Source organism: Alphaproteobacteria bacterium (assembly GCA_025210155.1).
GTDB lineage: Bacteria > Pseudomonadota > Alphaproteobacteria > Rs-D84 > CASDRH01 > JAOASE01.
This window is the reverse complement of sequence record JAOASE010000011.1, coordinates 46,701-72,261: the sequence shown is the minus strand read 5'-3', so window position 1 is coordinate 72,261 and position 25,561 is coordinate 46,701. Positions and strand designations below refer to the sequence as shown.

Sequence of the window (25,561 nt, the reverse complement as noted above, 5' to 3'; positions counted from 1 at the left end):
GGTTTTAGTTATGAATAAATTTTTTGGGCTTGGCAAGTACAAGTTGTTTTCTGATGATATCAAAAGAATTGCTTCGGTTGAAGCTTATCAAAAATGTGATTCTGTAGAGATTTTTTCTTTAGGTGATTTAAGAAATAATAAAGAGGGTGATATAGTTTATCTTGATGGTGTGGGAGCTTCTTCAGAGCTTTCTAGAGATAAATATATGGCTTATATTTCGGAATTAAAGGCTTCAGCTATTATTGTAAGAGATTCTAATAAAGATTTATTTAAAGATACAAATATAGCTGTATTTATTTCGGAAAGTCCTAAAAAATCATTTATTAAGTTACAAGAACATTTTGTTCAAGATTTATCTTTAGTTGAAAAATCAATATCAGAAAGATCTTTTGTAGATTCTTCTGTTGAATTCGTTGAAAAAGATAGTGTTGCTATAGGTCATTTTTCAGTTATAGAAAAGAATGTTAAGATAGGTAAGAACGTCGTTATAGGAAATAACGTTGTTATTGGTGCTGGTGTTGAAATAGGCGATGGATCTATTATTAGAGATGGCGCAACTATTAGATATTCTATATTAGGTAATTATTGTGTTATAGATGAAGGTGCTAGATTAGGTACTGTTGGTTTTGGTTGGGCGTCTGATGCTAGAGGGCATGTTAGAGTTATTCATACAGGATCTGTTATTTTAGGTGATTTTGTTGAAATTGGTGCTAATACATGTATTGATAGAGGTGTGTTTGAAGATAGTAAGATTTCAGATGGTGTTAAAATAGATAATTTATGTCAGATTGCTCATAATGTTAATATTGGAAAACATTCTATTTTAGCTGGAGGTTGTTGTATTGCAGGTTCTGTTGAGATGGGTTCATTTGTTCTTGTCGGTGGAAATACGGCTATATCTGGGCATCTTAAGATAGAAGATGGTGCTAATATTGGTGGTATGTCTGGTGTGATAGGAAACGTTTCTTCAGGCTCTAGTGTTTGGGGGCTTCCTGCGACAAATAAAAGAGATTATTTGAGACAAACAGCCGCTTTGAGAGGTTTAATTAAAAGAAAAAAATAATTCTTGCAATATGCTTTTTAAAATATATAATAATGCATAGTTAAGAATACAAAAAAGTAGAAAAAGGGTTTATTATGACTACTGTAAAATATGATATTGAAGGAATTAAAAAGCTAGTACCTCACAGATATCCATTTTTATTAATAGATAAAGTGGAAATTACAGAAAGAGGTGTGAGTGCTACTGGTACTAAATGTGTTACAGCTAATGAAGAAGTTTTTAATGGACATTTTCCTGGTAGAGCTACTTTTCCTGGCTTTCTTATGTTAGAAGCCTTGGCTCAAACTGCAGTTTGTGTTGGAAAAGATGTTATGGAAAATCCAGATGATACATTAATTTTACTAGCAGGAACTGACAAAGCTAAGTTTAAAAGACAAGTTGTTCCTGGTGATGTGTTGAAATTACATGTTGAAATCATAACAGAAAAAGGTCCTATGAGTAAGTTTAAATGTTGGGGTGAAGTGGACGGAGAACTTTGTGTTTCTTGTGAATTGTCTGCTATGAAAGTTCCAATGAAAAAATAAGCTTTATCAAAGATATTTATGAAAGAGAGGTTTTAATTTAACCTCTTTTTTATTTGTTTGTATTGGTTATATTTTTGTGGTATCATATTTTCATACGTAATTATTTTATGGAGAAGGATTATGAATAAAATATCTTTATTATTATTGGCAGGTTTTTTAGTTACTTCAAATGCTTATGCAGATGGAAATGATGATGAAAAGAAAAAGACTAATAAGAATGAAAAAGTTGCAATTCAAGTTTTAGAGGAAGTTGATGGGAAAACTCATGACGGTCTTGATATTAAAAAGGCTGTTTATTCTGGTGAAAAACTAGAGGGAACTATTGAATCTGAAAATAGATATTCTAAAGACGGTAGTCATAGAAATACTAAAGTTAAAAAAGATGAAGATGGTAATGTTGAGACTGTTACTAAAACAGGTACAAGAGGTTATAGAACTACAGATTCTGATAATAAATTAATTGAGTCTGAGTATGATAAGAGAAATGGTAGTAAGGTTAGATTTGAAAATTTAGAAAAAGGTGGGTTTTCAAAAGAAACTATTTCTGAAGATGGTGAAGTTACTAGAATTATCAGAGGTAAAGATAATAAGTGGCAAAAGAAAGTTAAATATCAAAAGAATTACTCAGGTGAAGAATTTAAATCTGAAAATGTTAGAGAAGTTGAATATAAAGATAAGACTAAACATTATTTAAGAGATTCTGATGGTGATTATTTTTATAAAGAAAAATTATCAGGTGGTAAAGAGCTTATAGATACTAAAGGTACTTATGGTGATGGTATTTCTTTTGAGAAAGAGGAAGATAAAGAAGGGCTTATTAGAGTTATAACAGAAGAAGGTGAAGTTGTTGAGTCTATTAGACATAAAGGTGATAGATTATCTTCTTATGATTGTGAAATTGGGGATGTAGATTGTAAAGATTATATTGAAAAAACAGAGAATAATTCAAAAGGAAAAACAGTTACTACTTATAAGGATGGTGAAGTTGATGCTGTTAAGAAATTTGATAAAGCAGGAAATCCTAGAGGTTCTTATAAGAGAGAGTTGAAGAAGAAATGTATTGCTGATGGTTATGCTGAAAAAGGTTGTAATAGCATGTCTGGAAAAGAAAAGAGACAATGTAAAAGAGCTGTTAAAAAATCTTGTAAAAAATAATCAGTGTAAAATAAAAAAGGAGTTTTAATTAACTCCTTTCTTTTTAAAATAAATCACCTTGTTGAGGTTTTTCTTTTTTGAAGATTGTTATTTCTTCAGGAACGTTTAGTTCAACATCTTTATTATCGAAACCTTCGTTTCCGTAAGTGTCTTGGAACTTTTTAATAGTGTTTTCAAATCTTCTTTCAAGTTCTCTGAAGTTAAAAGTTTCAATGATTTTCTTTAGTCCTGTTGCGTTTATAACTGCGTGAGGAACATCGTTGATGTGAGTTTCTAGATCTATGTCTCTTATAAGTGTTGCAAGCTTTTTAGAAACTTCAGCATTATCTATATTGTCCTTTACAGTTTCTTTTGTTTTGGCATTATCTATACCTTCTATGTTAGAAATCATATTTTCTATAGAGCCGAATTCTTGTATAAGCTTTGCAGCTTTTTTGGGACCAATGTTTGGAACTCCTGGAATATTATCTGAGCTATCTCCTATAAGAGCTTGTGCGTCAGGAACTTGCTTAGGTGATACTCCGAATTTTTCAAAAACAGCTGCTTCATCAACTTTTTTATCTTTCATAGAGTCGTACATGTAGACGCTATTATCTTCTACTAATTGCATAAGGTCTTTATCTGATGAGATAATTCTTGTTATGTAACCATTGTTTTTAGCTTGCTCAGCGTATGTTGCTATGATGTCGTCAGCTTCGTATCCTTCCATTTCTATTGTTGGTAGACCGAAGGCTTCAGCACACTCTTTGATTGGTTTGAATTGAGGTTTTAGATCATCTGGTAAATCAGTACGATTTGCTTTGTATTGATCATATACTTCGTTACGCCAGTTTTTTCTAGCGGCATCGAAAACTATTATGATTTTTTCGTTTTCTATGTGGCCAGTATCGTTGTGATTTACTTTTTCTTCAAGTACTTTTAGTAGCATAGAGCAGAAGCCGAAAATTGCGTTTACGCCTTCTAGTCTTTTGATTGCGAAATAGGCGCGGAATATATATCCAGAACCGTCTATTAATGTTAAATATTTTTTCTCCATAATGTTGTGAGTTTAGCTTTTTAATACGATAATGTCAAAGCTTTTTCTTTAAGAATAGTTTCGTCTTGAATGCAATCAAAAGTAGTGTTATTATAATTTTGGTTTATCTGAGGTTGTGTTGTTGTGGGAGAGGTTTATTATGGGTAGAAATTGTTTAGTTCTATTTATTTGTTTTTGTTTATTCTCTTTTGAGGCTGTTGCTAAGAAGGGGAAGTATAATGATGTATCTAAAAATGTTTATCATATAGATGTGCTTGATGTGGTGGATGGTGATACTTTGTTTGTGGAGATTTATTATACTAATACTTTGTCTGAGAAAATTAATATTAGGCTTATTGGGATTGATACTCCTGAGAAGGGTGGTAACGCTAGGTGCGATGATGAAAAGGTGTTGGCAAGAGAGGCTACTAAATTTATGAAGGGGATTTTATTATCTGCGGAGAAGCAGGGTAAGAAATTTTTTATAAATGGGGTAAAGAAGGATAAGTATGGCAATAGGATTGATGCTAATGTTTATTTTTCTGATGGAGAGTTTTTAGGAAATGATGTTGTGAATGTTGCTGGAGAGATGCTGAAGACTGATTTAGCAGTTTCTTATAATGGAGGTAGGAAGTTGAAAAATTGGTGTGATTAGTCTTTTATTAGCTATTTTTTGTTTTTTTGAAAAATTGTTAAAAAAAAACTTGATTTTAATTTTTTTATATGTATTATCAGTCTTATCAAAATTAATGAGTTTAGTTTTGATTACATTGTTGGAATGGAGAGGTGACAGAGTGGTCGAATGTACCGGTCTTGAAAACCGGCGTAGGGCAACCTACCGTGGGTTCGAATCCCACCCTCTCCGCCATTATTTTACAAGGGTTTAAGGAAGATTGAGAATTTTCTTTAAGCTCTTTTTTTATGTCTCTGGGACACTCGTGGGACAGTTGAAAATAAAAAACTGCAATAAATAAGAAGAATGAGTAGTAATAAACTCCTTGTTTGTCTCTGGTGTTTGTTAAGATATTTGTCCCGTAATTGTCCCATGAATTTCATATTTGTTTATGAATGTCTTGAATAGTATAATGTTTTAGGGTTTTATTCATCGGTTTTTTCTCCAGTGTTGACTTTTGTGGAGGATAGTTATAGAGTTTAATTAAGAAAATGGAAAGGTTGGTTTTTATGAGTTCTTATAATAATAATATTAGATATGTTTCTAATAGACATGATTTAGCTTCAAGACTATTGAAATATGGTTTATTTCCAGAACATTTACCTCCTTGTTTCAACTCTGAGAATTTTGGAAATGTTTACTATAGGAAAATAGATTTTGAAAATTATATATCTTTATTGAAAAATAACTCTACTTTATCTCTTTATTTTCCTTTAACTAGAGATAAAAATGAAGTTAGAGGTCTTAAAATACCTAATTTTTTAGCATATTTTGATTTGGTGAATTGTATATCTTTTTATTGGGAAAGTGACTTGTATGAGTATTTTAAAAAGAATTGGGAATATATGGGGACTGGTGAAGTTAATCCTAATTTAGTGTCTATGAAAAAAGATGGTAGATTGTTTGATATGTCTTCTTATAAATATTTTGAAGAAGATTTTGATTTAGATTATAAATTATTTTCTAAATATAAAGTTAAATTTGATATAACTAAATTTTATGATTCAATTTATTCACACTCTATATCCTGGGCTATTTTAGGAAAAAGTGAAGCTAAAAAACATAGAAATAATACTGAATTATTTAATAATAAGTTAGAAAATACTATTATGAATTTAGATAGTAGAGAAAGTTACGGAATTCCTATAGGACCAGATACTTCTTATGTGATAGCAGATATTTTACTCTCCAAGATAGATAGTGTTCTAAGAGATGAATTTGAAAATTATTATAGGTTTATTGATGATTATGTTTTTTATGCTAAAGATGATTTGGAAGTTGAAAAATTTAGAAATATTTTAAGGAGAGAATTATATAAATATAAATTATCTTTAAATGACTTTAAATTCTCTGTAGAAAGTATTCCTAATACTTTTTATGAAAATTGGATTTATGATATTAAAAATTTTGATTTGAAAGATGAGGAGACATCTATAAAGTTATTTATAGATTTATTACATAAACATTCCGTTTTAAATTTTGGTAAAGTATATAAGTTTGGAATGAAAACTCTTTTAAATACTGTAGAAGATATGGATGATCAAAAATATAATTTTATATTAAAAAGCTTAATACAAATGATATTTAAGTATCCATATTTGATATCCTTGTTAGATGTTTTTTTTGAAAAATTTGGGGTTCATGATATATCTATGAATTTATATATAGATAAGCTTATTATTTCTAGTGTTGAGAAACAACAGATAGATGTTTTTGTTTGGTGTTTATATTTATCTATTAAATATGATTTTTGGATTAACTCAGATAATTTTTATAAAAATAATAAATTTAAAATGAAGGACTGTTTATCATTATTGATGATATTTTATTATTTTAAATCCGATAATAAGAGTCGGGATATAGATGTATTAAAAAAATATTATAGATCTTCTATTCAAAATAAGAATGATGATGATGTTATAGAATATATGAACTTTGAAAATTCTTATTGGTTGTTGGAATATGAGTTGTTTTTTAATGGAATTATTGGAAATCCATACAAGGGAGTTATGGGTAAGGAATTTAAGTTTATGAAAGATAATAATATTAACTTTATGAAATTTATTGAAGTTGAGTCTATTGATGATGATATTGAGGAAATCCCTTTTTAAAAATATTTAGGAGTCGTTATGGAAGAAAAGATGAAAAGAATACTAAATTCTAATTATCTAGGTGTTATTTTACCTTTATTTATTTTAGGAATAGTCTATTTAAAGACATATATTCATTATAGGCAAAATATTATTGTTAAATTTGATATACCTTTTTATTTAATAAAAATAACATATAATGATTGTTTACTTATATTGGGAAAAAGTTTTATAATAATTTTTTTAGTTTATTTCTTATATTTATTTTCTTTAAAACTCTCAAATATGTTTAAAAGTGTTTTTTGGAGTTATTTAATTTTATTAAGTCCTATTTTTATTATTTTGTTAGGAGTTTTTTTGAAAAATGAAATTTTAGGAAATCTTAGTATAGGTTATACAATAGCAATTTATTTAAATTCATTTTTAGAAAATATAAAAGAAGAAAAGTTTTCAAAATTTATATTCTTTTCTTTAATCATATTTATTCTTCAACCTACTTATCTTCAAAAAAAATATTCTGTATTAGAGGAGATTGGTGATAAAAAAGAAATATTGGTTTACTTTGGAGATAAATATTATGTTTCAAAAATTTATGATACTAAATTAAATGAGTTAGAGTCTAATTTTAATGTAGTTTTTTTTGATGATATTAAAAATGGTTTAAAGATAAAAAAATATGAAATTTTAGAAATAACACATAAGAAAATTTGGGAGTAGATTATGGCGACGATAGAAAAGAGACCATTGGGAAATAATAAGTTTTCATATAGAGTTCGTATAAGAATAAAAGGGAAGCCTCAAGAAACGGCTAGTTTTGAAAGACTTACAGATGCTAGGTTATGGGCTCAGCAAACAGAGGCTGATATAAGAAGGGGAAAATATTTTTCTCATTCTAATGCTAAAAAGTTTAATCTATCTCAGCTTATAGATAAGTATATTGATGAATATCTTGTTAATAAACCTAAGAGGTTGGAAGATGTTAAAGCTAAGTTAGAATGGTGGAAAAAGACTATAGGTTATGTGTTGTTGTTAGAACTGAATTCTTCAGCTCTTGTTAAAGCTAGACAAAAGCTGTTGGATATACCTAAAAAGAATGGAGAGAAGAGATCTTTTTCAACGGTTAATAGATATACTTCAGCTTTGAGTCATTGTTTTAGTATAGCTGTTAATGAGTGGAATTTATTGGAGAGTAATCCATTTAATAAAATATCTAATTTAGAAGAGCCTAAAGGTGTTGTCAGATATCTTTCAGATGATGAGAGGGTAAGACTATTAGAAGTTGTTTCTCAGAGTAAGAGTCCCTATTTAGAAGTAATTGTTATGATTGCTCTATCTACTGGGGCTAGGCAAGGTGAGATATTGAATTTAGAATGGAGTAATGTAGATATTAAGGGGAATAAGATTGTTTTATTTGAGACAAAGAATGGAGAGAAAAGAGTTCTTCCTTTAAAGGGTAAGGCTTTAGAGATGGTAAAAGATCTTTATAATAAGCGAGATTATGAGAGTAATTTAGTTTTTCCATCTATTAAAGATAAAAAGGTTCCTATTCAAATTAGGGATAGTTGGGAAACTTCTTTAAAGAAAGCTGATATTAAGAATTTTAGATTTCATGATTTAAGGCATACTGCAGCAAGTTATTTGGCTATGAATGGAGCTACTCCATCTGAAATTGCAGAGATATTAGGTCATAAGACATTGCAAATGGTTAAGAGATATTCTCATTTATCTGAAAGTCATACAAGCTCTGTTGTTGAAAGAATGAATCAAAAAATGTTTGGGGATAGATAATGGATCTACAGCAGTTTTGTTTTACTCATTTAAAATATAAGAATTTTTCTAAAGAAGATTTGGAATATGAAGTTTATGAATTAAAGAATTCTTTACCAAATGTAGAGTTGAAAAGTATAGAAGGGGAATGTTTAAATTTACTTAAGAAAATAACTTTAAATGAGGGTAAAATAGATATTAATTTAGCATATTTGAATATTTTGAGAGGTTTGAATTCTTATGTCTTTAGAGATTATTATAATCAGGAAGACTTTGAAGAAAAGGAACCTGCTAGAAAAATAAAACAGTTAGAAAATGCTTTTAAAAATCTTAATGATAAAATTTCTAATTTGAATTCTATGGATATAGATTTAATTAGGAATTCTCATTTCCGTTTAAGGAAAGATAGAATGCAGTTTATATCAACTAAAATTGAGAATGATATTAAGTATTGGGAAGAGGTTTGTAGAAGGGCTGAAAAGAAATACCCGTCAAAGATTAAGATTAATAGAGTTTCTAAAGAAGGTTTTTTGGATATTCTTATTTCTATTTATATTTTATTATCTGATAGAAAACCTAATTTAAGAGAGTCTAAGAATAATGAAGTATTCTTTAAAGAATATATATTTTTAATGCATAAATTTTTTAGATTAGATCGTAATTCTAAATTATTTTTAAATGCATATAATTATTATAAAAAAAATTATGCTAGATTTTCCCAAAATTTAGGGAAAGAGAGTTAATGAATTAAACATTAATTCGTGTTTTACTCTTTTTAGTAAATAGGAAAATTAATTCTTATTTAAAAAAAAGAGAGGATTGTTATGAAAAATAATCAAATCACAGTATCAAGTCTGATGACTGTAAAACAATTTGTGGAAAGTTTTCCGGCTTTTTCACATGGATCAATAAGAGGTTATATTTTTAATTCTAAATTAAATGGTATGGATGAACAAAAAGTTCTTAAAAGAATTGGTAAAAAGATTCTTATAGATGTTGATGCTTTTTTTCAATGGATTGATAAAAAGAGCTTAGAGGTGTAATTATGAAGAAGAAAAAAAATACGCCTCTTAAAGCAATTAGAGTGAAGTGCTTAGACTGTTGTTTTAATAGCTCTAAAGAAGTGCAACTTTGTCCTGTTAAAGGTTGTTCATTGCATGAATTTCGTTTCGGTAAAAATCCCTATCAAAAAAAGAATTTAACTGAAAGTGCTAAAAGGGTACTTAGAGAACAGTTCTCTAAAAATTTATCGAAATAATTCCGAATGGAAATAAAATTTAAACATATTTATCACCGGTGATCTTATTACATAGATTTATATATTAGCTTAGAAAAGGATTGGCTTGGTTTTTATATAAGTTGTTTAATCTAAAATTAGAAGGATATGTGTTATGCAAGTTAGTAATAATTATGCAGTGATTAATCGTTGGTTAAAGGATATTATAGATTTTGATAATGGTAAAATAGTATTTTTAACAATTAGGTATTATAATGAAGTTAAGAGTGAGGAATTTTTAAAAGAAGAAGTAAGATGGATAATGAGGGTTTTAAATCGTAGAGTACTTGGAAGGCATTGGATAAAAAATTCTTTACGATTTTTTATAGTTATAGAAAAGGGAAGATATGATATGTATCATACTCATATTATTTTAAATATAAGAGATATTTCTCTTGAGATGTTTGATAAAAAGCTAAAGGATATTCAAGATATTATTAGGTATAATTCTTTTTTTGGATGTAAAAAAATAGATAGTTTTCCGACACATATACGCAGGCGTATGTACGCGCGCGAGATTTTTGCTAAGGAAGTTTACTCAGATAAATTGATTATTTATCTAATGAAAGAGCTTGATTTTAAAGGAAAAAAAGTTGATTTTTCCAGACTTGTAACTTGTAATGAAATTTATCATTAAGTTAATTTTCTTTTTTAGTTTTTCGATAAAAAAGTAGTTGGTTTTTTATATAGCAGTACTACTTTTTAGAAAAATAAAAAAGCTTGAGTCGGGACGATGATACAACTTTAACCTTGCTTAAAAATATGCTATGTAATATAATATTTTCATCGCTAGTTGGTTAGCTTACTCGTTCGTGTAAAGATACTTTTATCAACCAACATAAAATAATATAACCTGATTTAAGATTATTATCTAAAAATAGGTTACGAACGCAAAATATATGGATAATAAGCTTAAATAAATTATAAGGATTATGTTATTATGACAAATGCAAATATTCAATATTTCAAACTTCAAGCTAAGAAACTTTACAAAGATTTTGAAACCAAAAAACCTTATTTTGATGAGGTTGCTAGTGGAGTTTTGTATGAATACACTCCAAAATATTTTGATATAGATACAGTTGTTTTATCTTATGATATAGATGAAGAGAATTTTACTTTGATGAAGGCTCAACATATTATAGCTTGTATGGTTGGATTTTTGAAGTGGGATAATTTAATAAAGGCTTCGAAAGCAGAGTTAGACTTAGCTAGATTAGTGTTTGATAATCAGCATAAAATTGGTTGGGAAGAATGGGAAATGTATATTGGTGAAGTATGTTATGAGAATAAGACATATTTTGGAATAGAGGATCAAATTGAGATATTTAAAAAGGTTTTTGTTGAAAGAGATGGACATGCGAGCATTTTGGGAGATTTTAGGTTAAAAAAAGGTTCATAAAATTCTTTAAAAGGATGTTTATATATGTTATATTATTTTTATGAAAAATAGAAGGTTTAGTTTTTAGTGTAGGAGGGACTTATGAGTCAGAAGATATTGTATTCTGAATATGATGATGGTGTTTTTGAAGATATTGTATATAACATATGTTATAACCTTTTAGGTCCTGGTGTTAAAAAATTCTCAAAAGGAAAAGATGGTGGTAGAGATGCTTTTTTTGAAGGTGTTTCTGAATTATATCCTAGTAGTAAGAGTACAATGAGTGGAAAGATGGTAATTCAGGCTAAGCATACTATTAATAAAAATTCTACTTTTTCAGATAATGACTTTTTTAAGAATAATTCATCAATTATAAATAAAGAAATAATTCGTATTAAAAAATTATATGATGCTAAAAAATTAGATCATTACTTTTTATTTGCAAATAGGCGCTTATCTAGTATATCTGAAATGGATATTAAAAAATATATTTCAAATAAAGTTGGTATTAGTGAGTCTAATATTCATTTATTTGGAACGGAAGAGATGGATGATTGGCTTTTTGAATTTCCTAAAATTCAAGATAAAATTGAATTTATTAGACCGTTTGATAATTTAAAGATAGATTTTTCTGATTTAAAAGATCTTTTAATAGGTTTTAAAAAAGAATTTAGTTCTGATAAATTGATACCTGTAATTGGGGAAAGAATTAAATTTGATGAAAAAAATAAAATAAATAATTTATCTGAATATTATTCAGATAAAATAAAAGAGAAATATCTTCATAATTTTTATAAAATAAAAAATTTTTTAGAAGGTCCTGAGGAACAAAAATTATATAATGATGTTATTGATGGTATAGATACTAAAGTGGCTATGTTATCCTCTTCTAAATCTTTTGATTTGGTTTTTGAAGCTATTTTAGATTACTTCTTTGAAAGAGATAATGTTTTTAGTAGTAATAAATTATTAACAAAAACTTTTGTATATTATATGTATTATCATTGTGATATAGGGAAAAAATAAAGAAAATGCTTTTACCTAATAAACATATGAATCCAGATAAAAATTTATTATCAATTAGCTTGTTTATATTAAAGAAGTTGAGACAAGTTAGGATTTTAGAATTGGATGAAATAAAAGAAAAAATTAAAAAAGAATATGGAACTGTTGGTGAGATTCTTTTTATAGAGAGTTTGGGCTTTTTATTTTTATTAGGTCTAATTGAATATAGAGTGAATGGTGATAATATTGAGTATGTGGGGGAATAATGAGATTATCAAAATTATATTGTAATAAACCAGATGTTTTTGAAGATCTTTTTTTTGAAGATGGGTTAAATCTTGTTTTAGCTAATATTAAAGATTTTTTAAATAAAGAAAGAGATAGCCATAATTTAGGAAAGACAACTTTTGCAAAACTTTTAGATTTTTGTTTTTTGAAAAAACTTAATAAAAATAATATTTTTCTTATAGAGCATAAAGATGTATTTGAGGAGCTTATATTTGCATTAGAATTGAAGGTAGGTGATGGTGAGTATGTTACAATAATAAGAGGAGTAGAAAATCAGTCTAAAATAAGTATAAAAAGATCAGATACTAAACATCAATATTTTATAAACTTGGAAGAAAGAGAGTTTGATCATTATAAAATATCAATTGATAATGCTAAGAGTATAATTAGAGGCTTTTTGAATGTTCAATCATTAAATGATTTTTCTTATAGGAAAACATTAGGTTATCTTATAAGGCTTCAAAATAATTTTGAAAACCCATTTAAAATGGATACTAATATTTTAGATAAAGAATGGAAGCCTCATTTATTATCTTTGTTAGGATTTAACCATAATATTTTATTAAATATTTATGATGAAAATGAGAATATAGAAAATATTAATAGTAAAATAAGGGGATTAAAAACATTAATAAATGAGGATGATATTGATGTAGTGCAGGGAAAAATTTTATATTTAGAAAAGGATATATCTAAAAAGGAAGAAGAACTTGATAATCTTAAGTTTTATAATTTGGAAAAAGAAGTTAATACAGATCTTATAGAAAATATAGAAAAAAATATTTTAGAATTTTCTAGAAAGAGATATGTTATAACAAATAAAATTTATGATTTAAAAAAATCTATCTCTAGCTCAAAAACAAAGTTTTCATTAAAAAATGCTGAGAGTCTTTTTATGGAGAGTGGTATTTGTTTTAGTAGTCAGATTAGAAAATCATATGAAGAATTATTAGCTTTTAATAAATCTATTACGATGGAAAGAAATAAACAGCTTAAGATCGAATTAAAAAATTCAGAAGAGGAGTTGGGGGTCGTTGAAAACAAGTTAAAAGAATTAGATGATGAAAAAACTAGATATATAAATATTTTAAATTCTAAGGATATTATAAATAAGTATAAAAAATTACAAGGCTTTTTATCTGATAAAAAAATGGAATTAATAAGCTTAAATGAATTAAAGGAAAATATTATAAAGCTTGGAATTTTGGAAAGGGAAAAAGATGGTTTAATATCAGTAAGAAACTCTCTTATTGAAGATATAAAAAGAGATACTAATAATGAAGAGTATACAAAAATTAGAACGATTTTTTCAGAAATTGTTTCTGAGGTTTTGGATAAGAATGCTATTATTTCTATGAAGCCTGCAGATACGGGTAATCCTAGTTTTTCTGCAAAGTTTATAACAAAAGATGGTAAAAATACATCTGAAGATGATGGTAATACTTATGGAAAAATTTTATGTATAGCTTTTGTTTTATCCATTTTAAGACACTATAAAGATTATAAGTTTTTACATTTTACTTATTTAGATGGTTTGTTTGAAACTTTGGAACCTAGAAAAAAGGAAAAAATATTAGATTTAATAATTAGGTATTGTAATGAATATAATATACAAATAATAATATCATCAATATCTTCAGATATTCCTAATAAAAAATTAAATGGGGATGAAATAGAAGATTTGTCATCTATTTTTCATATTGTAAAGACTTTGGATGAAAGTGGAGATAGTGGAAGATTGTTCAATCTTCCTGAATGGTAATAAAAGAAATAAAACGCTTGATTAAATAGTGTACCGATGGTACACTATTTTTATGTCGAGTAGTATTATTCGATTGGGGTTTCGTAGCCTCTCGTAAAGCGGTCTGAATGCAGAACCTTAGGGTCAGACCGAAATCAAAAACCTGCCTTTCTAGTCTTTATCAGACTGGGAGGTTAGGGAATGTCCAGGTGCTTGCACTAAATACCGGCACTGTCTTTACGCAGTTACGAACTCCCAGTCTACTATTACTTAGTAGACTTTTTTAATAGAAAGGAGTTTAATTATGAATAAAAATATATTAATGATATCTTTAATTTTATCTTTGACGGCTTGTGCACCTACTGTTTTGAAATTGAACAGTGGTACTCCAGCTCAGTATAAGATAAATTGTGAAATGTCTAGTAATGCAAATGCTTGCAAACAACAGGCTGAAATACTTTGTCCTAAAGGTTATAGAACTGACGATGTTAGAGGTATGCAAGATATTATGGGTAATGATATTATAGAAGAAATGTATATTACTTGTCATTAAATTTGAATCTGAGTTTTTCTTATGGAAAACTCTTTCTTCTTTTTAGTATTTGAGATTTGTTTCTCTTTAATATTAAGGGGTTGTAGATATGCCTAAAGAGAGAAAAATAAAAGATGAATGGTTTAGTTGGTTTTTCGAGGTAGATGATTGGGAAGCTTATTATGGATTTGGAACTAATCAAGGAATTTATCGTAATAATGATTGGGAGTTTATATCTTATTACCAAAGACTTTCAATAATTTTGAAAGGGAAGATTGGAGAATTACCAGATAGATTGAAAATTTCAGAAGCTAAGGATATAGAACTTAAGATTTATTCAAGGTATGATTTAAACGAAGATAAAGAGAGGAGTTTTATAGGTCTTATAGATGATATGAAGGATTGTATTAGAATTAACTTATTTCTTCCTAAAGAAGCTTGTGATTTTATTTTGGGAATGTTGAATTCTAATAAAGTAAGATATGCTGTACTGAGTTCTAATAAATTGAGGTATAAATCTGGTATAGTAACGAGATTTAATTTATTAACCAATTTGGATCCAGATGAATTTTAGTATTTATCAAGTGTTATGATTTTTTAATAAAAATTCTAAAGAAGAAAATAATCTCCTTGTTTTTTTAAGAATACAAGAGTAGTCTTTTTATATTAACTAATAAGGGTTTAGATTATGGTAAATGTGCATGACGTAAAAGAAAAATTATCTATAGATGAGTGTGTTGATTTTATTATAGAGATGATACAAAGTGGTGTAATAAATATATCTACAAATAGGAATTGTGGATTTGATTTATGGTTGCCATATTTAGTTAAATGGTACTGTAATAATAATGGGATTACATTATCACAATCACCAGCTACCCAATATAGGGAATTAAAATTTTTATATCCTCAATTTTTAGACGCATTATGGTTATTAACAAATAAGGGTATTTTAAGACCTAATGAGACATCTATAGTTTCAAGTTATCAGAGTGTTAATTCAAATACATTAAATCATGGATATTCGTTAACATCTATGGGTAAAAAGTGGTTTGAAAATAAAGATGATATTTTATTTATAACTACTTCAAAATTTTCTAAAATATTTGGTGAATTTAAGGAATTATTTGGTAATGCATTTTATCAAAGATCTTTAGAGGCTATAAATACTTATGAACAAAATTTTTATACAGCAAGTTGTGTAATGACAGGTTCCGCATCTGAAGCTATATTGTTGGCAATAGCTAGTAAAAAAACTAAAACTGAAAAGTTAAATCGTGCTATTGAAATATATTCCAACACTGGGAAATTAAAAGAAATAAGAGACTGTACATTAGGAAGAACTGATAAGAATATTCAAGATATGTATGAGGCATTATCATTTTATATAAAAAAGTTTAGAGATAATGCAGCTCATGGAGAAGAAACAATAATATCTGAAAGTGAGGCTTATTTATCAATATTAAATTTATATAAGTTATCAAGCTTAATAAAAGATAATTGGGATAATATAATAAGATAAGGAGATGAAAATGATTAGTTATATATTAGGAATAATATTTTTGGGAATAGGTATGTTAAATTTATTTGTGCCAAATTCATTAATTATTGATAATTTTTTACCAATGATTGTTGGTCTACTATTTCTTATATTTGGAGTTTTGAGAGATATTGAAGTGAAAATTGAAAAGAAATTCAATGAAGAAAAGATTGGTTCTAAAAAATAAAATATAATTTAATGGGACACTGGTGGGACAGTAGAGCTAATAAATGAGAAAAAATAGTAAATATGGAGAATAAATAATAATTTTGTAAGTCTTTGATTTTATTATTATTGTTTGTTCTTGTTTGTTGTAAGTTTTTTATTTCCATGGGACTTGAAAACCGGCGTAGGGCAACCTACCGTGGGTTCGAATCCCACCCTCTCCGCCATTCTTATGTTCTCGGATTTTTTCGGGGATTTTTTTTATTTTCTTGGGATTTTAATTAATAATTTCTATTAAAAATAGATTGACATTGTTTGGAGTTGGTTTTACTATCAGCTGTATAAAGAAATTATTATTGGAGAAAGTTCATGGGAAAGAATTTAGTTGTAATACCTACTTATAATGAATTAGGAAATATTAGAGAAATTATTCAAGCTGATTTTGATTTAGGTTTGGATATTGATATTTTAATCGTTGATGATAATTCAAAAGATGGAACTGGTGAAGTTGTTGATGAACTTATCGCATCTAATAAATATAATGGTAGGCTTCATGTTATGCATAGAGCAGGGAAGCTTGGTTTAGGTACTGCTTATATTCAAGGTTTCGAATGGGGATTAGAAAAAGGATATGAAGTGTTTATTTCTCAAGATGCTGACTTTTCTCATGATCCTAAATATATTAAGACTATGTTAGAAGATATTAAAACTAATGACTTAGTTATTGGCAGTAGATATGTAAAAGGTGGTGCTGTTAAAAATTGGGGTTTGATTAGACGTATGATTTCTCTTGGAGGTTCTATATATGCTAGAACTTTATTGCTAACTAGAGTTAGAGATTTGACAGGTGGATATAACTGTTATTCTAAAAAAGCTCTTGGTAAGATTAATTTAAAATCTATTGTTTCTAATGGATATTGTTTTCAAATAGAAATGAAATGGCGTTGTGCTTTAGGTAAGCTTAAGATAAAAGAAACTCCTATTGTTTTTGAAGATAGACGTGTTGGTCAATCTAAGATGAGTAAGAAGATCTTTATAGAAGCTTTATTAAAAGTTTTCGTTATGGGTTTTTCTAGAAAGAAATTTAGAAGTATGTTAGGTAACTAACTTAATTTTTCCTTAAACGTTATTAAATTATTTCCGAAGAAGTTGAATAACATAGCAACTCCTATTCCGAATACTTGAGCGTATAACTCTACTATTTTAGAGATAGTTTTTACGTTAAGTATATCGGCTGTAAATAAAATTATAAAATCTACAATTTTAATATGTATTAGGCTAGGTATTATATAGTGGTTTGCTATAAATAGTGCTAGTAAGTTTATACTTAGAGAGGCTGTTGATATAGCCATGAATTTTAGGTAAAGTTTTTTTGAATGCTCGTATCCACGATCAGAGAATACCCATAGTTTGTTGAAGATATAGTTTGATGTTGCTGCTACTATAAATGATAGAGTGGAGCTTAGCATATAATGTAGACCTATATAATTATTGAAGATTATAAATATAATTAGGTTTATTATTGTGCCAGTTCCACCGACAATCATGAATTTTAAAAATCTTTTCATTTTATTTTAGACCTTGGTAGTTTTCTATTTCGTAAAAGTAGAAATCTCTTTGGAATTTTGAGTTATAAACATGAGTAGTTTTCTTTATTAATTTTACGTTATCATATTTAAATATTTTCTCAGGAGTTTGTTTTAATTGAGATCCTCCTCTGAAGTAAATTACGTTTTTACCAATTAGTTCTTGTGATGGATACCATAGTTGGAATTGATCACCTTTTCTATAATCCATAGAGTAGATTTTTTGTTCTGGCATATAAACGTTCAACATAGCAGTTGTTCTGTATCTTGGAGTTCCAATATATACAGGTTTGTTTTGTTCTTCATATGATTTTATTATATCTGATAAGTCTTCTGCAGCGTTATCGAATAAGTGGTGATCTAAGAAGTTTGAAGATTGTTTTAGTTTTACTCCAAATGGATGTAGGTAGAAAGTAGTACCTACTATTGTTACAAACACTGTAAATCTTAATACAAACTTATCGAATTTTCCGAATTGTTCTTTAGTACCGTAAAGACATAGTAATATTAGGTAAACTGATGCCCACCAGTTTTGCATTGATTTACCAAAGAATATATTTGTGAATGAGAATATGAATACTGCTGGAGCTATGAAATAAAATATTAATTTTCCAGTTTCAGTTTTTCTTTGTTTGAAAAAGTATGCGAATAACATTATTGGAACGAATATTCCCATAATAGCTATTTGGTTTCCAAGAAATTCTATAAAGTCCATTGGTACGAAAGTTATGTGACCTTGTCTTTGTACTAGGTGATATTGGAATGAAGCAAAATCATGGTTGAAGTTGTAAATTAAAATAGGAATAGTTCCTAACAGACCAATGAATGCACTGATATATAATTCTTTTCTTTTCCATAGAGGGTGTAATTTTTTCTCAAATATCATTGCTAATAATAAGGCTGGGTATACGAATACCATTTTGTATTTTGACATAATACCAAGTGCAGCTATAACACCTATTATGTAGAAATATTTAGGATTTAATGTTTTGTGTAGTTTAACAAAATAGTAGAATGACATTAGATAGAACATTAGGAATGGTATATCTGGAGTAAGCGCTTTTATTCCAAATGAACTTGCAATCCATGGAATGAAGTTAAAGATTGCAGTTGCATAGAAAGCACCTTTAGATGATCCATTTAATTCTTTAACTGTTTTATACAGGAATATAGATGTTATTAGGTAACACATAATTCCAGGGAATTTAATTGCGAAGCTATTCCAGCCGAAGATTTCAGTGGATAATCTAACTAAGGTTGAACTCATTAGAGGATGGTCGAAATATGATAATTCTAGCCTTGTCGACCACATTGCGTAGTAAGCCGGTCCACCGTCTAATCCTACAAATGCTGAGATTATAAGTCTTATTATTGTTAATGCTGATAGTAGTATAACAGCATTTTTTAGATACTTGTCATTTTTAATTTTTTCTAACATTTTAAATCCTCTATTTTTTTATAAAATATATTATGTAAAGATTTAATTCAAGGAAATAATAGATAATTATTTTATAAACTTTAAAAGTTTAGAATTTTAATTTTGTAATTTATTTTGAATGGACTTGTGGTTGACTTGTTACTGTATTTTGATAAATTATATTGTGTTAAAATTATAAAAAGGGGGAATTGTTATGAAGATGATAACTGCCGTTGAGTTGAAAAAAATCTATAATAAAAAAGGTGTAGTGATAATTGATGTTAGAGATGCATCTGAATTTTTTGTTGGTGCTATTCCTGGCGCTATAAATATTCCGTTGGATTCTTTTGAAGATAAAGTGTTGGAAAAATTATCAGATAAAAAAGTAGTTTTTCATTGCCAAGGTGGTGGACGTTCTGCTCAGGCTATGGAAAAAATTGAGAAGAAATTTGGTAAAGAAATTTTTGAGTTAGAAGAAGGTTTTAATTCTTGGGTTGAAGCTGGTGGAGAAATTGAAAAGAGAGTTTCTGCAGGACTTCCAGTTATGAGGCAAGTTCAAATGATAGCTGGTTCTTTAGTTGTTTTAGGTGTGGTTATGTCTATTTATAATGATGCTGCTTGGATTGGATTATCTGTGTTTGTTGGATTTGGATTATTCTTTGCTGGACTTACCGGTTGGTGTGGAATGGCAAGTTTGTTGAAAGTTATGCCTTGGAATAAAAGATAATTAATTAAATAAATTTAAAGGGAAGTGTTTTAAAAAAGATACTTCTTTTTTTATTACTTAAATTCTGTTTTTTTTAAATTATCTTTTTGTAATTTTTTGATTGCGATTTCTTTTGCCTTAGCTTCTATGTCTACGTGTAGATTTTTTATTTTTAATATCCAATCAGGAAACTCATTTTTATTTATGAAATCGTGGTGCGGTCTGGATTTTGATTGGGTAGTGTATCCATCTCTTGGTGTTGAAATATGAATTCTTTGATAGTCATAATTTTTCCAAGTTTCTTTTGCCCATTTAAAGTATTCTTTTTCATTACCATCTTTTGGATATTTTAGTTCAAAACATCTTTGGTGATGTATATCGTATATACATCTGATACCTAATTTTTTAGCAGTTTCATAAGTATCTTTTATGCTATAATTTAGTTCGTCATTTTCAATTGTTATCAAATTTAATTCTTTTTTTGTTAGGTACTTTTTTATGTTAGATATAAATCTTTTTAATGAAGCTTTTTTATCTCCATAACTTCCTCCAATATGGATGTTGATTTCTTTGCAGTTAAGTGGCTTTGCTACGAAGAAATGATATTTTAAATCTTGTATGCTATTTTTAACAACATCTTTATTAGGACTCCCGATGTTAACATGTTGTCCTGGGTGCATTGATAAAATAATATCGTAACTATTAATTTTGGATAATTCTTTTGTTATAGTTTTTAAAAAGCTTTTTTCTATTATTCCATCTTTTATGACTTTATCAAATTGAGGGAATAGATCACTGCTTACTCTATAACTTTTTATGTCGTTATTTTTACAATAGTTGATTGCCTGTTGTAATGTTTTAATATTATGTTTCCATATTTCTGTAACTTTTTTTCTAGCTGATTTAATTCCATTTTCTTTTTCTATTTTTTTAATGTTAGCGTAGGTGTAGCTTTTGAATTTTATTGGTTCTTTATAAAATAAACAACATAATCCGTATTCCATATTAATACCTTATTTTTATTATTGAATTAGGGTATATATATTTTATAAAAGTTTATTTTTAATGTGTCTATATAAAAAGGTTGTTTGTTAGTAAAATTGAGTTCACTTTTTATACGGGGAATTGAAATATTGATTGAATTGATTGTTATTTTTATAGGCTTATAATTTTCTTGTTAAGAAAAGTTTGGAGGCAATATGAATAGTAGCAAAATATACAAAGATTCTTTAAAGATGCACAGAGCTGGTAAGCCAGGTAAGTTGGAGATTTGTTTGACTAAGTCTCTTGAGGTTACTAATGATTTGTCTTTAGCTTATTCTCCAGGAGTTGCAGCTCCTTGTTTAGAAATTAAGAAAGATCCTAAGAATGCTTATGAATATACTGGTAAGGGAAATCTTGTTGCTGTAATAAGTAATGGTACAGCTGTTTTAGGTTTAGGAAATATTGGTGCTTTGGCATCTAAACCTGTTATGGAAGGTAAGGCTATTCTTTTTAAGAAGTTTGGAAATGTTGATGCTGTTGATTTAGAGTTGGATACAAATAATGTTAAAGAATTTGTGAATGCTGTGAAAGTTATGGAGCCTACTTTTTCTGGTATAAATTTGGAAGATATAAAATCTCCTGAATGTTTTGAAATAGAAAAGAAATTGCAAAAGGAAATGAATATTCCTGTTTTTCATGATGACCAACATGGGACGGCTATAGTTACTTCTGCTGCTTTAATTAATTCTTTGAAATTAGTTGAAAAGGATATTGGTAAAGTAAAAATTGTGGTTTCTGGAGCAGGTGCAGCAGCTTTGGCATGTATTGATTTGATGGTAGAGTTGGGAGTTAAAAAGAAAAATATTAAAGTTGTAGATTCTAAAGGGGTTATTTATTCTGGAAGAGAAGAGGGGATGAATAAGTATAAGAAAAAATATGTAGTTAAAACAGATGATAGAACCTTGGAAGATGCTGTTAAAAATGCTGATGTGTTTTTAGGACTTTCTAGAGGTGGAGTTTTAAAACCTAGTATGTTGAAAACTATGGCAAAAGATCCTATTGTGTTTGCTTGTGCAAATCCTGATCCTGAGATTCTTCCGGAAATTGCTTTAGAGACTAGAGATGATGTAATTATTGCTACTGGTAGGTCAGATTATAATAATCAGATAAATAATGTTTTGTGTATCCCTTATATATTTAGAGGGGCTCTTGATGTGAGAGCGAGTGAAATTAATTTGCCTATGAAGAAGGCTGCGGTATATGCTTTGGCTGAGTTGGCAAGAGAGGAAGTGTCTGAAAAGATTAAAGAACTTTATAGTTGGGAAGGTATGGAATTTGGTAGAAATTATATTTTGCCGAAACCTTTTGATGATAGGTTGTTGCCAAGAATAGCGGTGGCAGTTTCTGACGCGGCTATAAAAAGTGGGGTTTCGCAACTTTAAATTCTTGTTTTAGTCTCTGATTTATGATATTATCTTTTGAAATTATCAATACATTCGGAGAGGTTTTATGAGAAAAGTATCATTCTATACTATTTTATTATCTATGGCATTTACTGGAAATTCTAATGCGGAAGTTTCTTGGACGTTGGGAACTACAGGTGATTTGCAGAACAGTGAAGCCACGGTAGTTGCTAATATGGAATGCACTGATGGAGTATGTAATTTAAATAAAGTTGGTGATACTTTGATTACGGAGCAATTGACATTAAATGGAGATGCAGTTGTTAAAGATGTTAAAGTAATTAATATTAACGGTGTTGATGGAAAGAATTTAGTTGAAACCACAGATCTTAAAAAAACTTTGTTTCTAACTGGTGAATTTACGAATGATACTGTCGGTGAGAATGTTGATATAAATATTTATGCTGATTTATTTTTTGATGGAGATTTTACTGGAGGGGAAAGACAAGGAGTTTCTTTTGAAAATGCTATAGTAGATGGAAATGTTTCTATGTATGGTGATGTTGGATATAATGCTACTGGTAATAAACATTATGGTTTTGCTATTTATCAATCTACTGTTGAAGGGGATGTAAATAGTTATGGAAATTTTGATATAGCATCTAGTAATAATAGAGCTGCAGGTTTTTTACTTGAAGATTCTACTGTGAATGGGAATGTTAATGTTAAATCTGATATAGTTGCTGAAGCTTCTATGCACGCTACAGGAATTTTCTTTTCAACTCTTGATTTAGCTGGAGATATAGATATTAAGTCAAATATGGATTTGACTTCTACTGCAAATAATGCAAATGGAATTCATTTAAACAATAATAGTGTTATCGATGGAGATGTTAATGTAGTAGCTGATGTGAAAATGAAGTCAGAATTAACAGGCGCTGGATTTTATCCGGCAAATACTACATTTAATGGAGATGTAAATCTACATATGAATATGGATATCTTTTCTGAAAATAAATATGCTTATCCTTTGATGTTACAAACTAGTACTTTTAATGGAGATTTTTATTTCGATGGTACAGTTAATTATGAAGCTAGAAATAGTGCTGTTATGGGTTTATATATTTATAATTCTAATTTTACGAATTTTACATTGGCAGGTGATTTTAATGGTAATGGTGTTAATGCTTATGCATATTATTTTAGAAGAGGTTCTGCTACTGGAGATGTGAATATTTTAGGTGATGCTGATATAACTGCTAGAGGTGATTATAGCTTTGGTGTTATTGCGGAATCTTTTACTTTTGATAAAGGGATTAATCTTTCAGGTAATATTAAATTAAATTCTGTAAAAACAGAACCGACAGGTTATATATATGGTATTTATCTTTATTCTAATGCTAAGGTTTTGGATGACTTAAATATAAGTGGAGATATTATAATTGAAGATGCTTCAGACACTTTAACTAGAGGTATGTTTGTACAAAGTGGATCTTTTATAGATGGCGATATAAATTTAACAGGGGAAATTAGTGCTGAAAAAGGTATTGTATTTGATGATACAGCTTATTTAACAGGTAAATTTAATAATAATGGAATTGTTACAGCATCTAAATCTTCGGCTATAGAATATTATGGTTCAGATAATGTTTTTGATTATTCCGGTAATGGTAAATTAAGTAGTGCTACTTATGATATAGATATGGGGGAAGGTGATGATGTTTTAAATATGACTAATGTTCATGCTGATATGCCATCAACATTATCTGCTGAAACGGTTAATATATCTGCGTCTGATTTGGATTTATATTTAACAATGGATAATAAAGATACTTCTCTTATGAACTTAGATGGTACTACTACTTTGACTATGAGAGATACAAATATGGACACTACTGCTGAGTATAGTGCGATTACTTCTTTTGAAAAAGGTGATAATCTTGTTATTTCAACAGCAGATGCATCGGGTTCTGATTTATCTTCTTTAACATTTGATATTGAAAATTATAATATTGATGGGACTTTACAATTAGTTGGAAACGAACTTGTTTTCACTTTTGATGAAACTCCTTTCTTTGAATCTACTGAAGCTATAAGTCCTGTTCAAGCTGTTCAAGTTGACGTTGCTACGGCTGTTAGTGGTGCTGCTTCCTCTTTAAGTTCGGCAGTGTCTAATTCTTCAGTTACTATGGGAATTGTTCAAGACAGACAAGTTGCTCAGAAGAAGAAAGAGTTCTATGAAGAAAATCAATTTGCTATGGCATTTCATGTTACTTCTGACGTAGCATCAATGATTGATTTTGATGATGAAAAAGATAGTGGTGTTTGGTTACAAATTATGTCTCAAAGTGATAATTATGATGGAGCTTTGAATGCTGCTAAAAATAATATTACTTCAGCTGGATATGATTCATCTTCAACTGGTGTTACTGTTGGTTATGATACTAAGATAGATGAAGATATTTTAGCTGGTTTTGCATTAAGTTATGCATCTGGCGATGTTGATGGAAACAATAATTCTTTTGTTACAGATATGACATCGGTTCAATTAGCTTTATATGGAACTTATAAGATGGAAGATGATAGTTTCTTAGATGGTATTTTATCTTATGGTTTTGGTTCTTATGATCAAAAGAGAAATACTGGTACAGATATTGCTAGTGCAGATTATGATTCTGATCAATTATCTTTACAATTGAATTATGGAACTATTTATCAAGATGGGGATAATATGTTTTGGATGCCATTTGTTAAGAGTACTTATATAACTGTTAATCAAGATAGTTATGATGAAAAAGGAAGTGCTAATAATTTGCATGTAGAGTCTGTTAATATGGAGTCATTCCAATTAGGTGCAGGTGTTGAATTCTCTTATTTGTTTGAAACAGAACAAGGTGAACAATTAATACCTCATATTAATTTAGAATATGCTAATGAAATGGGTGATAATGCTTTGCCGATTGATACTACTATTTTAAGTACAGGTTTAGCGGGAACTTCATTTACCTCTCCAGATATGGGTAGAAATATTTTAAGAACTGGATTAGGTATGAGTTATATAAATAAAGAAGGTCATCAAATGTCTTTCGATTTTGAAAAAGAAATTAGAGAGAATTTTGACTCAAATAGTATTTATATAAAAGGTAAATATATGTTCTAAATTTAAAAGAAGATATTATCTTAAAAAAAGAGCTCCCGATAGGGGGCTTTTTAAATGTCAGCTTGTATTTTAGAGTTTTAAATTCTTGTT

The 25,561-nt window shown here is 28.4% G+C and carries 26 protein-coding genes, 1 tRNA gene and 1 pseudogene; 24 read left to right on the top strand and 4 right to left on the bottom strand.

Annotation, left to right across the window (positions count from 1 at the left end):
• Nucleotides 1–10 precede the first annotated feature (10 nt).
• The 3 genes from lpxD (at nucleotide 11) to N4A44_04710 (ending at nucleotide 2,742) form a co-directional block, all read left to right on the top strand.
• The gene (lpxD, locus tag N4A44_04720; protein ID MCT4552944.1) at nucleotides 11–1,063 is read left to right on the top strand and encodes a UDP-3-O-(3-hydroxymyristoyl)glucosamine N-acyltransferase; all 1,053 of its coding nucleotides are present in this window, start codon (nucleotides 11–13) and stop codon (nucleotides 1,061–1,063) included.
• Nucleotides 1,064–1,137: 74 nt separating this feature from the next.
• Nucleotides 1,138–1,587 carry a 3-hydroxyacyl-ACP dehydratase FabZ gene (gene fabZ / locus N4A44_04715; GenBank protein MCT4552943.1) on the top strand — a complete coding sequence of 150 codons (450 nt, stop codon included), beginning with the start codon at nucleotides 1,138–1,140 and terminating at the stop codon, nucleotides 1,585–1,587.
• A 120-nt stretch (nucleotides 1,588–1,707) separates the two neighbouring features.
• Nucleotides 1,708–2,742: a hypothetical protein gene (locus N4A44_04710; GenBank protein ID MCT4552942.1), complete on the top strand. Its 1,035-nt coding sequence runs from the start codon at nucleotides 1,708–1,710 to the stop codon at nucleotides 2,740–2,742.
• A 43-nt stretch (nucleotides 2,743–2,785) separates the two neighbouring features.
• Here N4A44_04710 and N4A44_04705 read toward each other — a convergent pair whose 3' ends face one another.
• Complete coding sequence (locus tag N4A44_04705; GenBank protein MCT4552941.1) at nucleotides 2,786–3,778, bottom strand: hypothetical protein; 993 nt, start codon at nucleotides 3,776–3,778, stop codon at nucleotides 2,786–2,788.
• Nucleotides 3,779–3,917: 139 nt separating this feature from the next.
• Between N4A44_04705 and N4A44_04700 the strand changes: the two genes are divergently transcribed.
• From N4A44_04700 to N4A44_04615, 18 genes are all read left to right on the top strand, one after another.
• Complete coding sequence (locus N4A44_04700) at nucleotides 3,918–4,412, top strand: thermonuclease family protein (GenBank protein MCT4552940.1); 495 nt, start codon at nucleotides 3,918–3,920, stop codon at nucleotides 4,410–4,412.
• Between the two features lie 125 nt (nucleotides 4,413–4,537).
• Nucleotides 4,538–4,625, top strand: a tRNA-Ser gene (locus tag N4A44_04695).
• 314 nt (nucleotides 4,626–4,939) lie between these two features.
• Nucleotides 4,940–6,541, top strand: coding sequence for an RNA-directed DNA polymerase (locus N4A44_04690; GenBank protein MCT4552939.1), 1,602 nt, complete (start codon nucleotides 4,940–4,942; stop codon nucleotides 6,539–6,541).
• Between the two features lie 336 nt (nucleotides 6,542–6,877).
• On the top strand, nucleotides 6,878–7,237 hold the full coding sequence (locus tag N4A44_04685) for a hypothetical protein (GenBank protein ID MCT4552938.1): 360 nt from the start codon (nucleotides 6,878–6,880) through the stop codon (nucleotides 7,235–7,237).
• 3 nt (nucleotides 7,238–7,240) lie between these two features.
• The gene (locus tag N4A44_04680) at nucleotides 7,241–8,308 is read left to right on the top strand and encodes a site-specific integrase (protein MCT4552937.1); all 1,068 of its coding nucleotides are present in this window, start codon (nucleotides 7,241–7,243) and stop codon (nucleotides 8,306–8,308) included.
• Nucleotides 8,308–9,030: a hypothetical protein gene (locus N4A44_04675; GenBank protein ID MCT4552936.1), complete on the top strand. Its 723-nt coding sequence runs from the start codon at nucleotides 8,308–8,310 to the stop codon at nucleotides 9,028–9,030. Before N4A44_04680 ends, N4A44_04675 begins: the two co-directional genes overlap by 1 nt.
• Nucleotides 9,031–9,111: 81 nt before the next feature.
• Nucleotides 9,112–9,330, top strand: coding sequence for a DNA-binding protein (locus tag N4A44_04670; GenBank protein MCT4552935.1), 219 nt, complete (start codon nucleotides 9,112–9,114; stop codon nucleotides 9,328–9,330).
• 2 nt (nucleotides 9,331–9,332) lie between these two features.
• Entirely contained in the window at nucleotides 9,333–9,545 is a 213-nt protein-coding gene (locus N4A44_04665; protein MCT4552934.1) for a hypothetical protein, read from the top strand.
• A 133-nt stretch (nucleotides 9,546–9,678) separates the two neighbouring features.
• Nucleotides 9,679–10,200, top strand: coding sequence for a hypothetical protein (locus N4A44_04660; GenBank protein ID MCT4552933.1), 522 nt, complete (start codon nucleotides 9,679–9,681; stop codon nucleotides 10,198–10,200).
• 303 nt (nucleotides 10,201–10,503) lie between these two features.
• On the top strand, nucleotides 10,504–10,965 hold the full coding sequence (locus N4A44_04655; protein ID MCT4552932.1) for a hypothetical protein: 462 nt from the start codon (nucleotides 10,504–10,506) through the stop codon (nucleotides 10,963–10,965).
• An 81-nt stretch (nucleotides 10,966–11,046) separates the two neighbouring features.
• Nucleotides 11,047–11,970, top strand: coding sequence for a hypothetical protein (locus N4A44_04650; protein ID MCT4552931.1), 924 nt, complete (start codon nucleotides 11,047–11,049; stop codon nucleotides 11,968–11,970).
• 5 nt (nucleotides 11,971–11,975) lie between these two features.
• Entirely contained in the window at nucleotides 11,976–12,215 is a 240-nt protein-coding gene (locus N4A44_04645; GenBank protein ID MCT4552930.1) for a hypothetical protein, read from the top strand.
• On the top strand, nucleotides 12,215–13,999 hold the full coding sequence (locus tag N4A44_04640) for a DUF2326 domain-containing protein (protein ID MCT4552929.1): 1,785 nt from the start codon (nucleotides 12,215–12,217) through the stop codon (nucleotides 13,997–13,999). The genes N4A44_04645 and N4A44_04640 overlap by 1 nt, the downstream gene beginning before the upstream one ends.
• Before the next feature lie 283 nt (nucleotides 14,000–14,282).
• Complete coding sequence (locus tag N4A44_04635; GenBank protein MCT4552928.1) at nucleotides 14,283–14,531, top strand: hypothetical protein; 249 nt, start codon at nucleotides 14,283–14,285, stop codon at nucleotides 14,529–14,531.
• An 88-nt stretch (nucleotides 14,532–14,619) separates the two neighbouring features.
• Nucleotides 14,620–15,084, top strand: coding sequence for a hypothetical protein (locus N4A44_04630; protein MCT4552927.1), 465 nt, complete (start codon nucleotides 14,620–14,622; stop codon nucleotides 15,082–15,084).
• A gap of 114 nt (nucleotides 15,085–15,198) precedes the next feature.
• Nucleotides 15,199–16,032 (top strand): hypothetical protein, encoded by an 834-nt coding sequence (locus N4A44_04625; protein MCT4552926.1) that lies wholly within the window; start codon nucleotides 15,199–15,201, stop codon nucleotides 16,030–16,032.
• A gap of 10 nt (nucleotides 16,033–16,042) precedes the next feature.
• The gene (locus tag N4A44_04620; GenBank protein MCT4552925.1) at nucleotides 16,043–16,237 is read left to right on the top strand and encodes a hypothetical protein; all 195 of its coding nucleotides are present in this window, start codon (nucleotides 16,043–16,045) and stop codon (nucleotides 16,235–16,237) included.
• 347 nt (nucleotides 16,238–16,584) lie between these two features.
• On the top strand, nucleotides 16,585–17,322 hold the full coding sequence (locus tag N4A44_04615; GenBank protein ID MCT4552924.1) for a polyprenol monophosphomannose synthase: 738 nt from the start codon (nucleotides 16,585–16,587) through the stop codon (nucleotides 17,320–17,322).
• Here the strand turns inward: N4A44_04615 and N4A44_04610 are convergent.
• Nucleotides 17,319–17,783 (bottom strand): GtrA family protein, encoded by a 465-nt coding sequence (locus N4A44_04610; GenBank protein ID MCT4552923.1) that lies wholly within the window; start codon nucleotides 17,781–17,783, stop codon nucleotides 17,319–17,321. The genes N4A44_04615 and N4A44_04610 overlap by 4 nt on opposite strands.
• 1 nt (nucleotide 17,784) lies before the next feature.
• Entirely contained in the window at nucleotides 17,785–19,239 is a 1,455-nt protein-coding gene (locus N4A44_04605; GenBank protein MCT4552922.1) for a glycosyltransferase family 39 protein, read from the bottom strand.
• Between the two features lie 193 nt (nucleotides 19,240–19,432).
• Here N4A44_04605 and N4A44_04600 point away from each other — a divergent pair, with 193 nt between their 5' ends.
• Nucleotides 19,433–19,945 (top strand): rhodanese-like domain-containing protein, encoded by a 513-nt coding sequence (locus N4A44_04600; GenBank protein ID MCT4552921.1) that lies wholly within the window; start codon nucleotides 19,433–19,435, stop codon nucleotides 19,943–19,945.
• A 53-nt stretch (nucleotides 19,946–19,998) separates the two neighbouring features.
• On the opposite strand, the gene uvsE is transcribed toward N4A44_04600, so the two are convergent.
• A complete protein-coding gene (gene uvsE, locus N4A44_04595; protein MCT4552920.1) occupies nucleotides 19,999–20,928 on the bottom strand; it encodes a UV DNA damage repair endonuclease UvsE in 930 nt (309 codons plus the stop codon).
• Nucleotides 20,929–21,159: 231 nt separating this feature from the next.
• On the opposite strand from uvsE, the pseudogene N4A44_04590 reads away from it, so the two are divergent.
• Nucleotides 21,160–22,341: pseudogene (locus N4A44_04590) on the top strand (NADP-dependent malic enzyme).
• A gap of 76 nt (nucleotides 22,342–22,417) precedes the next feature.
• On the top strand, nucleotides 22,418–25,471 hold the full coding sequence (locus N4A44_04585; GenBank protein ID MCT4552919.1) for an autotransporter outer membrane beta-barrel domain-containing protein: 3,054 nt from the start codon (nucleotides 22,418–22,420) through the stop codon (nucleotides 25,469–25,471).
• Nucleotides 25,472–25,561 lie beyond the last annotated feature (90 nt).

Coding starts and splice junctions, on each gene's coding strand:
- lpxD (MCT4552944.1), top strand. CDS start 11: ATGAATAAATTTTTTGGGCTTGGCAAGTACAAGTTGTTTTCTGATGAT.
- fabZ (MCT4552943.1), top strand. CDS start 1,138: ATGACTACTGTAAAATATGATATTGAAGGAATTAAAAAGCTAGTACCT.
- N4A44_04710 (MCT4552942.1), top strand. CDS start 1,708: ATGAATAAAATATCTTTATTATTATTGGCAGGTTTTTTAGTTACTTCA.
- N4A44_04705 (MCT4552941.1), bottom strand. CDS start 3,778: ATGGAGAAAAAATATTTAACATTAATAGACGGTTCTGGATATATATTC.
- N4A44_04700 (MCT4552940.1), top strand. CDS start 3,918: ATGGGTAGAAATTGTTTAGTTCTATTTATTTGTTTTTGTTTATTCTCT.
- N4A44_04690 (MCT4552939.1), top strand. CDS start 4,940: ATGAGTTCTTATAATAATAATATTAGATATGTTTCTAATAGACATGAT.
- N4A44_04680 (MCT4552937.1), top strand. CDS start 7,241: ATGGCGACGATAGAAAAGAGACCATTGGGAAATAATAAGTTTTCATAT.
- N4A44_04675 (MCT4552936.1), top strand. CDS start 8,308: ATGGATCTACAGCAGTTTTGTTTTACTCATTTAAAATATAAGAATTTT.
- N4A44_04670 (MCT4552935.1), top strand. CDS start 9,112: ATGAAAAATAATCAAATCACAGTATCAAGTCTGATGACTGTAAAACAA.
- N4A44_04665 (MCT4552934.1), top strand. CDS start 9,333: ATGAAGAAGAAAAAAAATACGCCTCTTAAAGCAATTAGAGTGAAGTGC.
- N4A44_04660 (MCT4552933.1), top strand. CDS start 9,679: ATGCAAGTTAGTAATAATTATGCAGTGATTAATCGTTGGTTAAAGGAT.
- N4A44_04655 (MCT4552932.1), top strand. CDS start 10,504: ATGACAAATGCAAATATTCAATATTTCAAACTTCAAGCTAAGAAACTT.
- N4A44_04650 (MCT4552931.1), top strand. CDS start 11,047: ATGAGTCAGAAGATATTGTATTCTGAATATGATGATGGTGTTTTTGAA.
- N4A44_04645 (MCT4552930.1), top strand. CDS start 11,976: ATGCTTTTACCTAATAAACATATGAATCCAGATAAAAATTTATTATCA.
- N4A44_04640 (MCT4552929.1), top strand. CDS start 12,215: ATGAGATTATCAAAATTATATTGTAATAAACCAGATGTTTTTGAAGAT.
- N4A44_04635 (MCT4552928.1), top strand. CDS start 14,283: ATGAATAAAAATATATTAATGATATCTTTAATTTTATCTTTGACGGCT.
- N4A44_04630 (MCT4552927.1), top strand. CDS start 14,620: ATGCCTAAAGAGAGAAAAATAAAAGATGAATGGTTTAGTTGGTTTTTC.
- N4A44_04625 (MCT4552926.1), top strand. CDS start 15,199: ATGGTAAATGTGCATGACGTAAAAGAAAAATTATCTATAGATGAGTGT.
- N4A44_04620 (MCT4552925.1), top strand. CDS start 16,043: ATGATTAGTTATATATTAGGAATAATATTTTTGGGAATAGGTATGTTA.
- N4A44_04615 (MCT4552924.1), top strand. CDS start 16,585: ATGGGAAAGAATTTAGTTGTAATACCTACTTATAATGAATTAGGAAAT.
- N4A44_04610 (MCT4552923.1), bottom strand. CDS start 17,783: ATGAAAAGATTTTTAAAATTCATGATTGTCGGTGGAACTGGCACAATA.
- N4A44_04605 (MCT4552922.1), bottom strand. CDS start 19,239: ATGTTAGAAAAAATTAAAAATGACAAGTATCTAAAAAATGCTGTTATA.
- N4A44_04600 (MCT4552921.1), top strand. CDS start 19,433: ATGAAGATGATAACTGCCGTTGAGTTGAAAAAAATCTATAATAAAAAA.
- uvsE (MCT4552920.1), bottom strand. CDS start 20,928: ATGGAATACGGATTATGTTGTTTATTTTATAAAGAACCAATAAAATTC.
- N4A44_04585 (MCT4552919.1), top strand. CDS start 22,418: ATGAGAAAAGTATCATTCTATACTATTTTATTATCTATGGCATTTACT.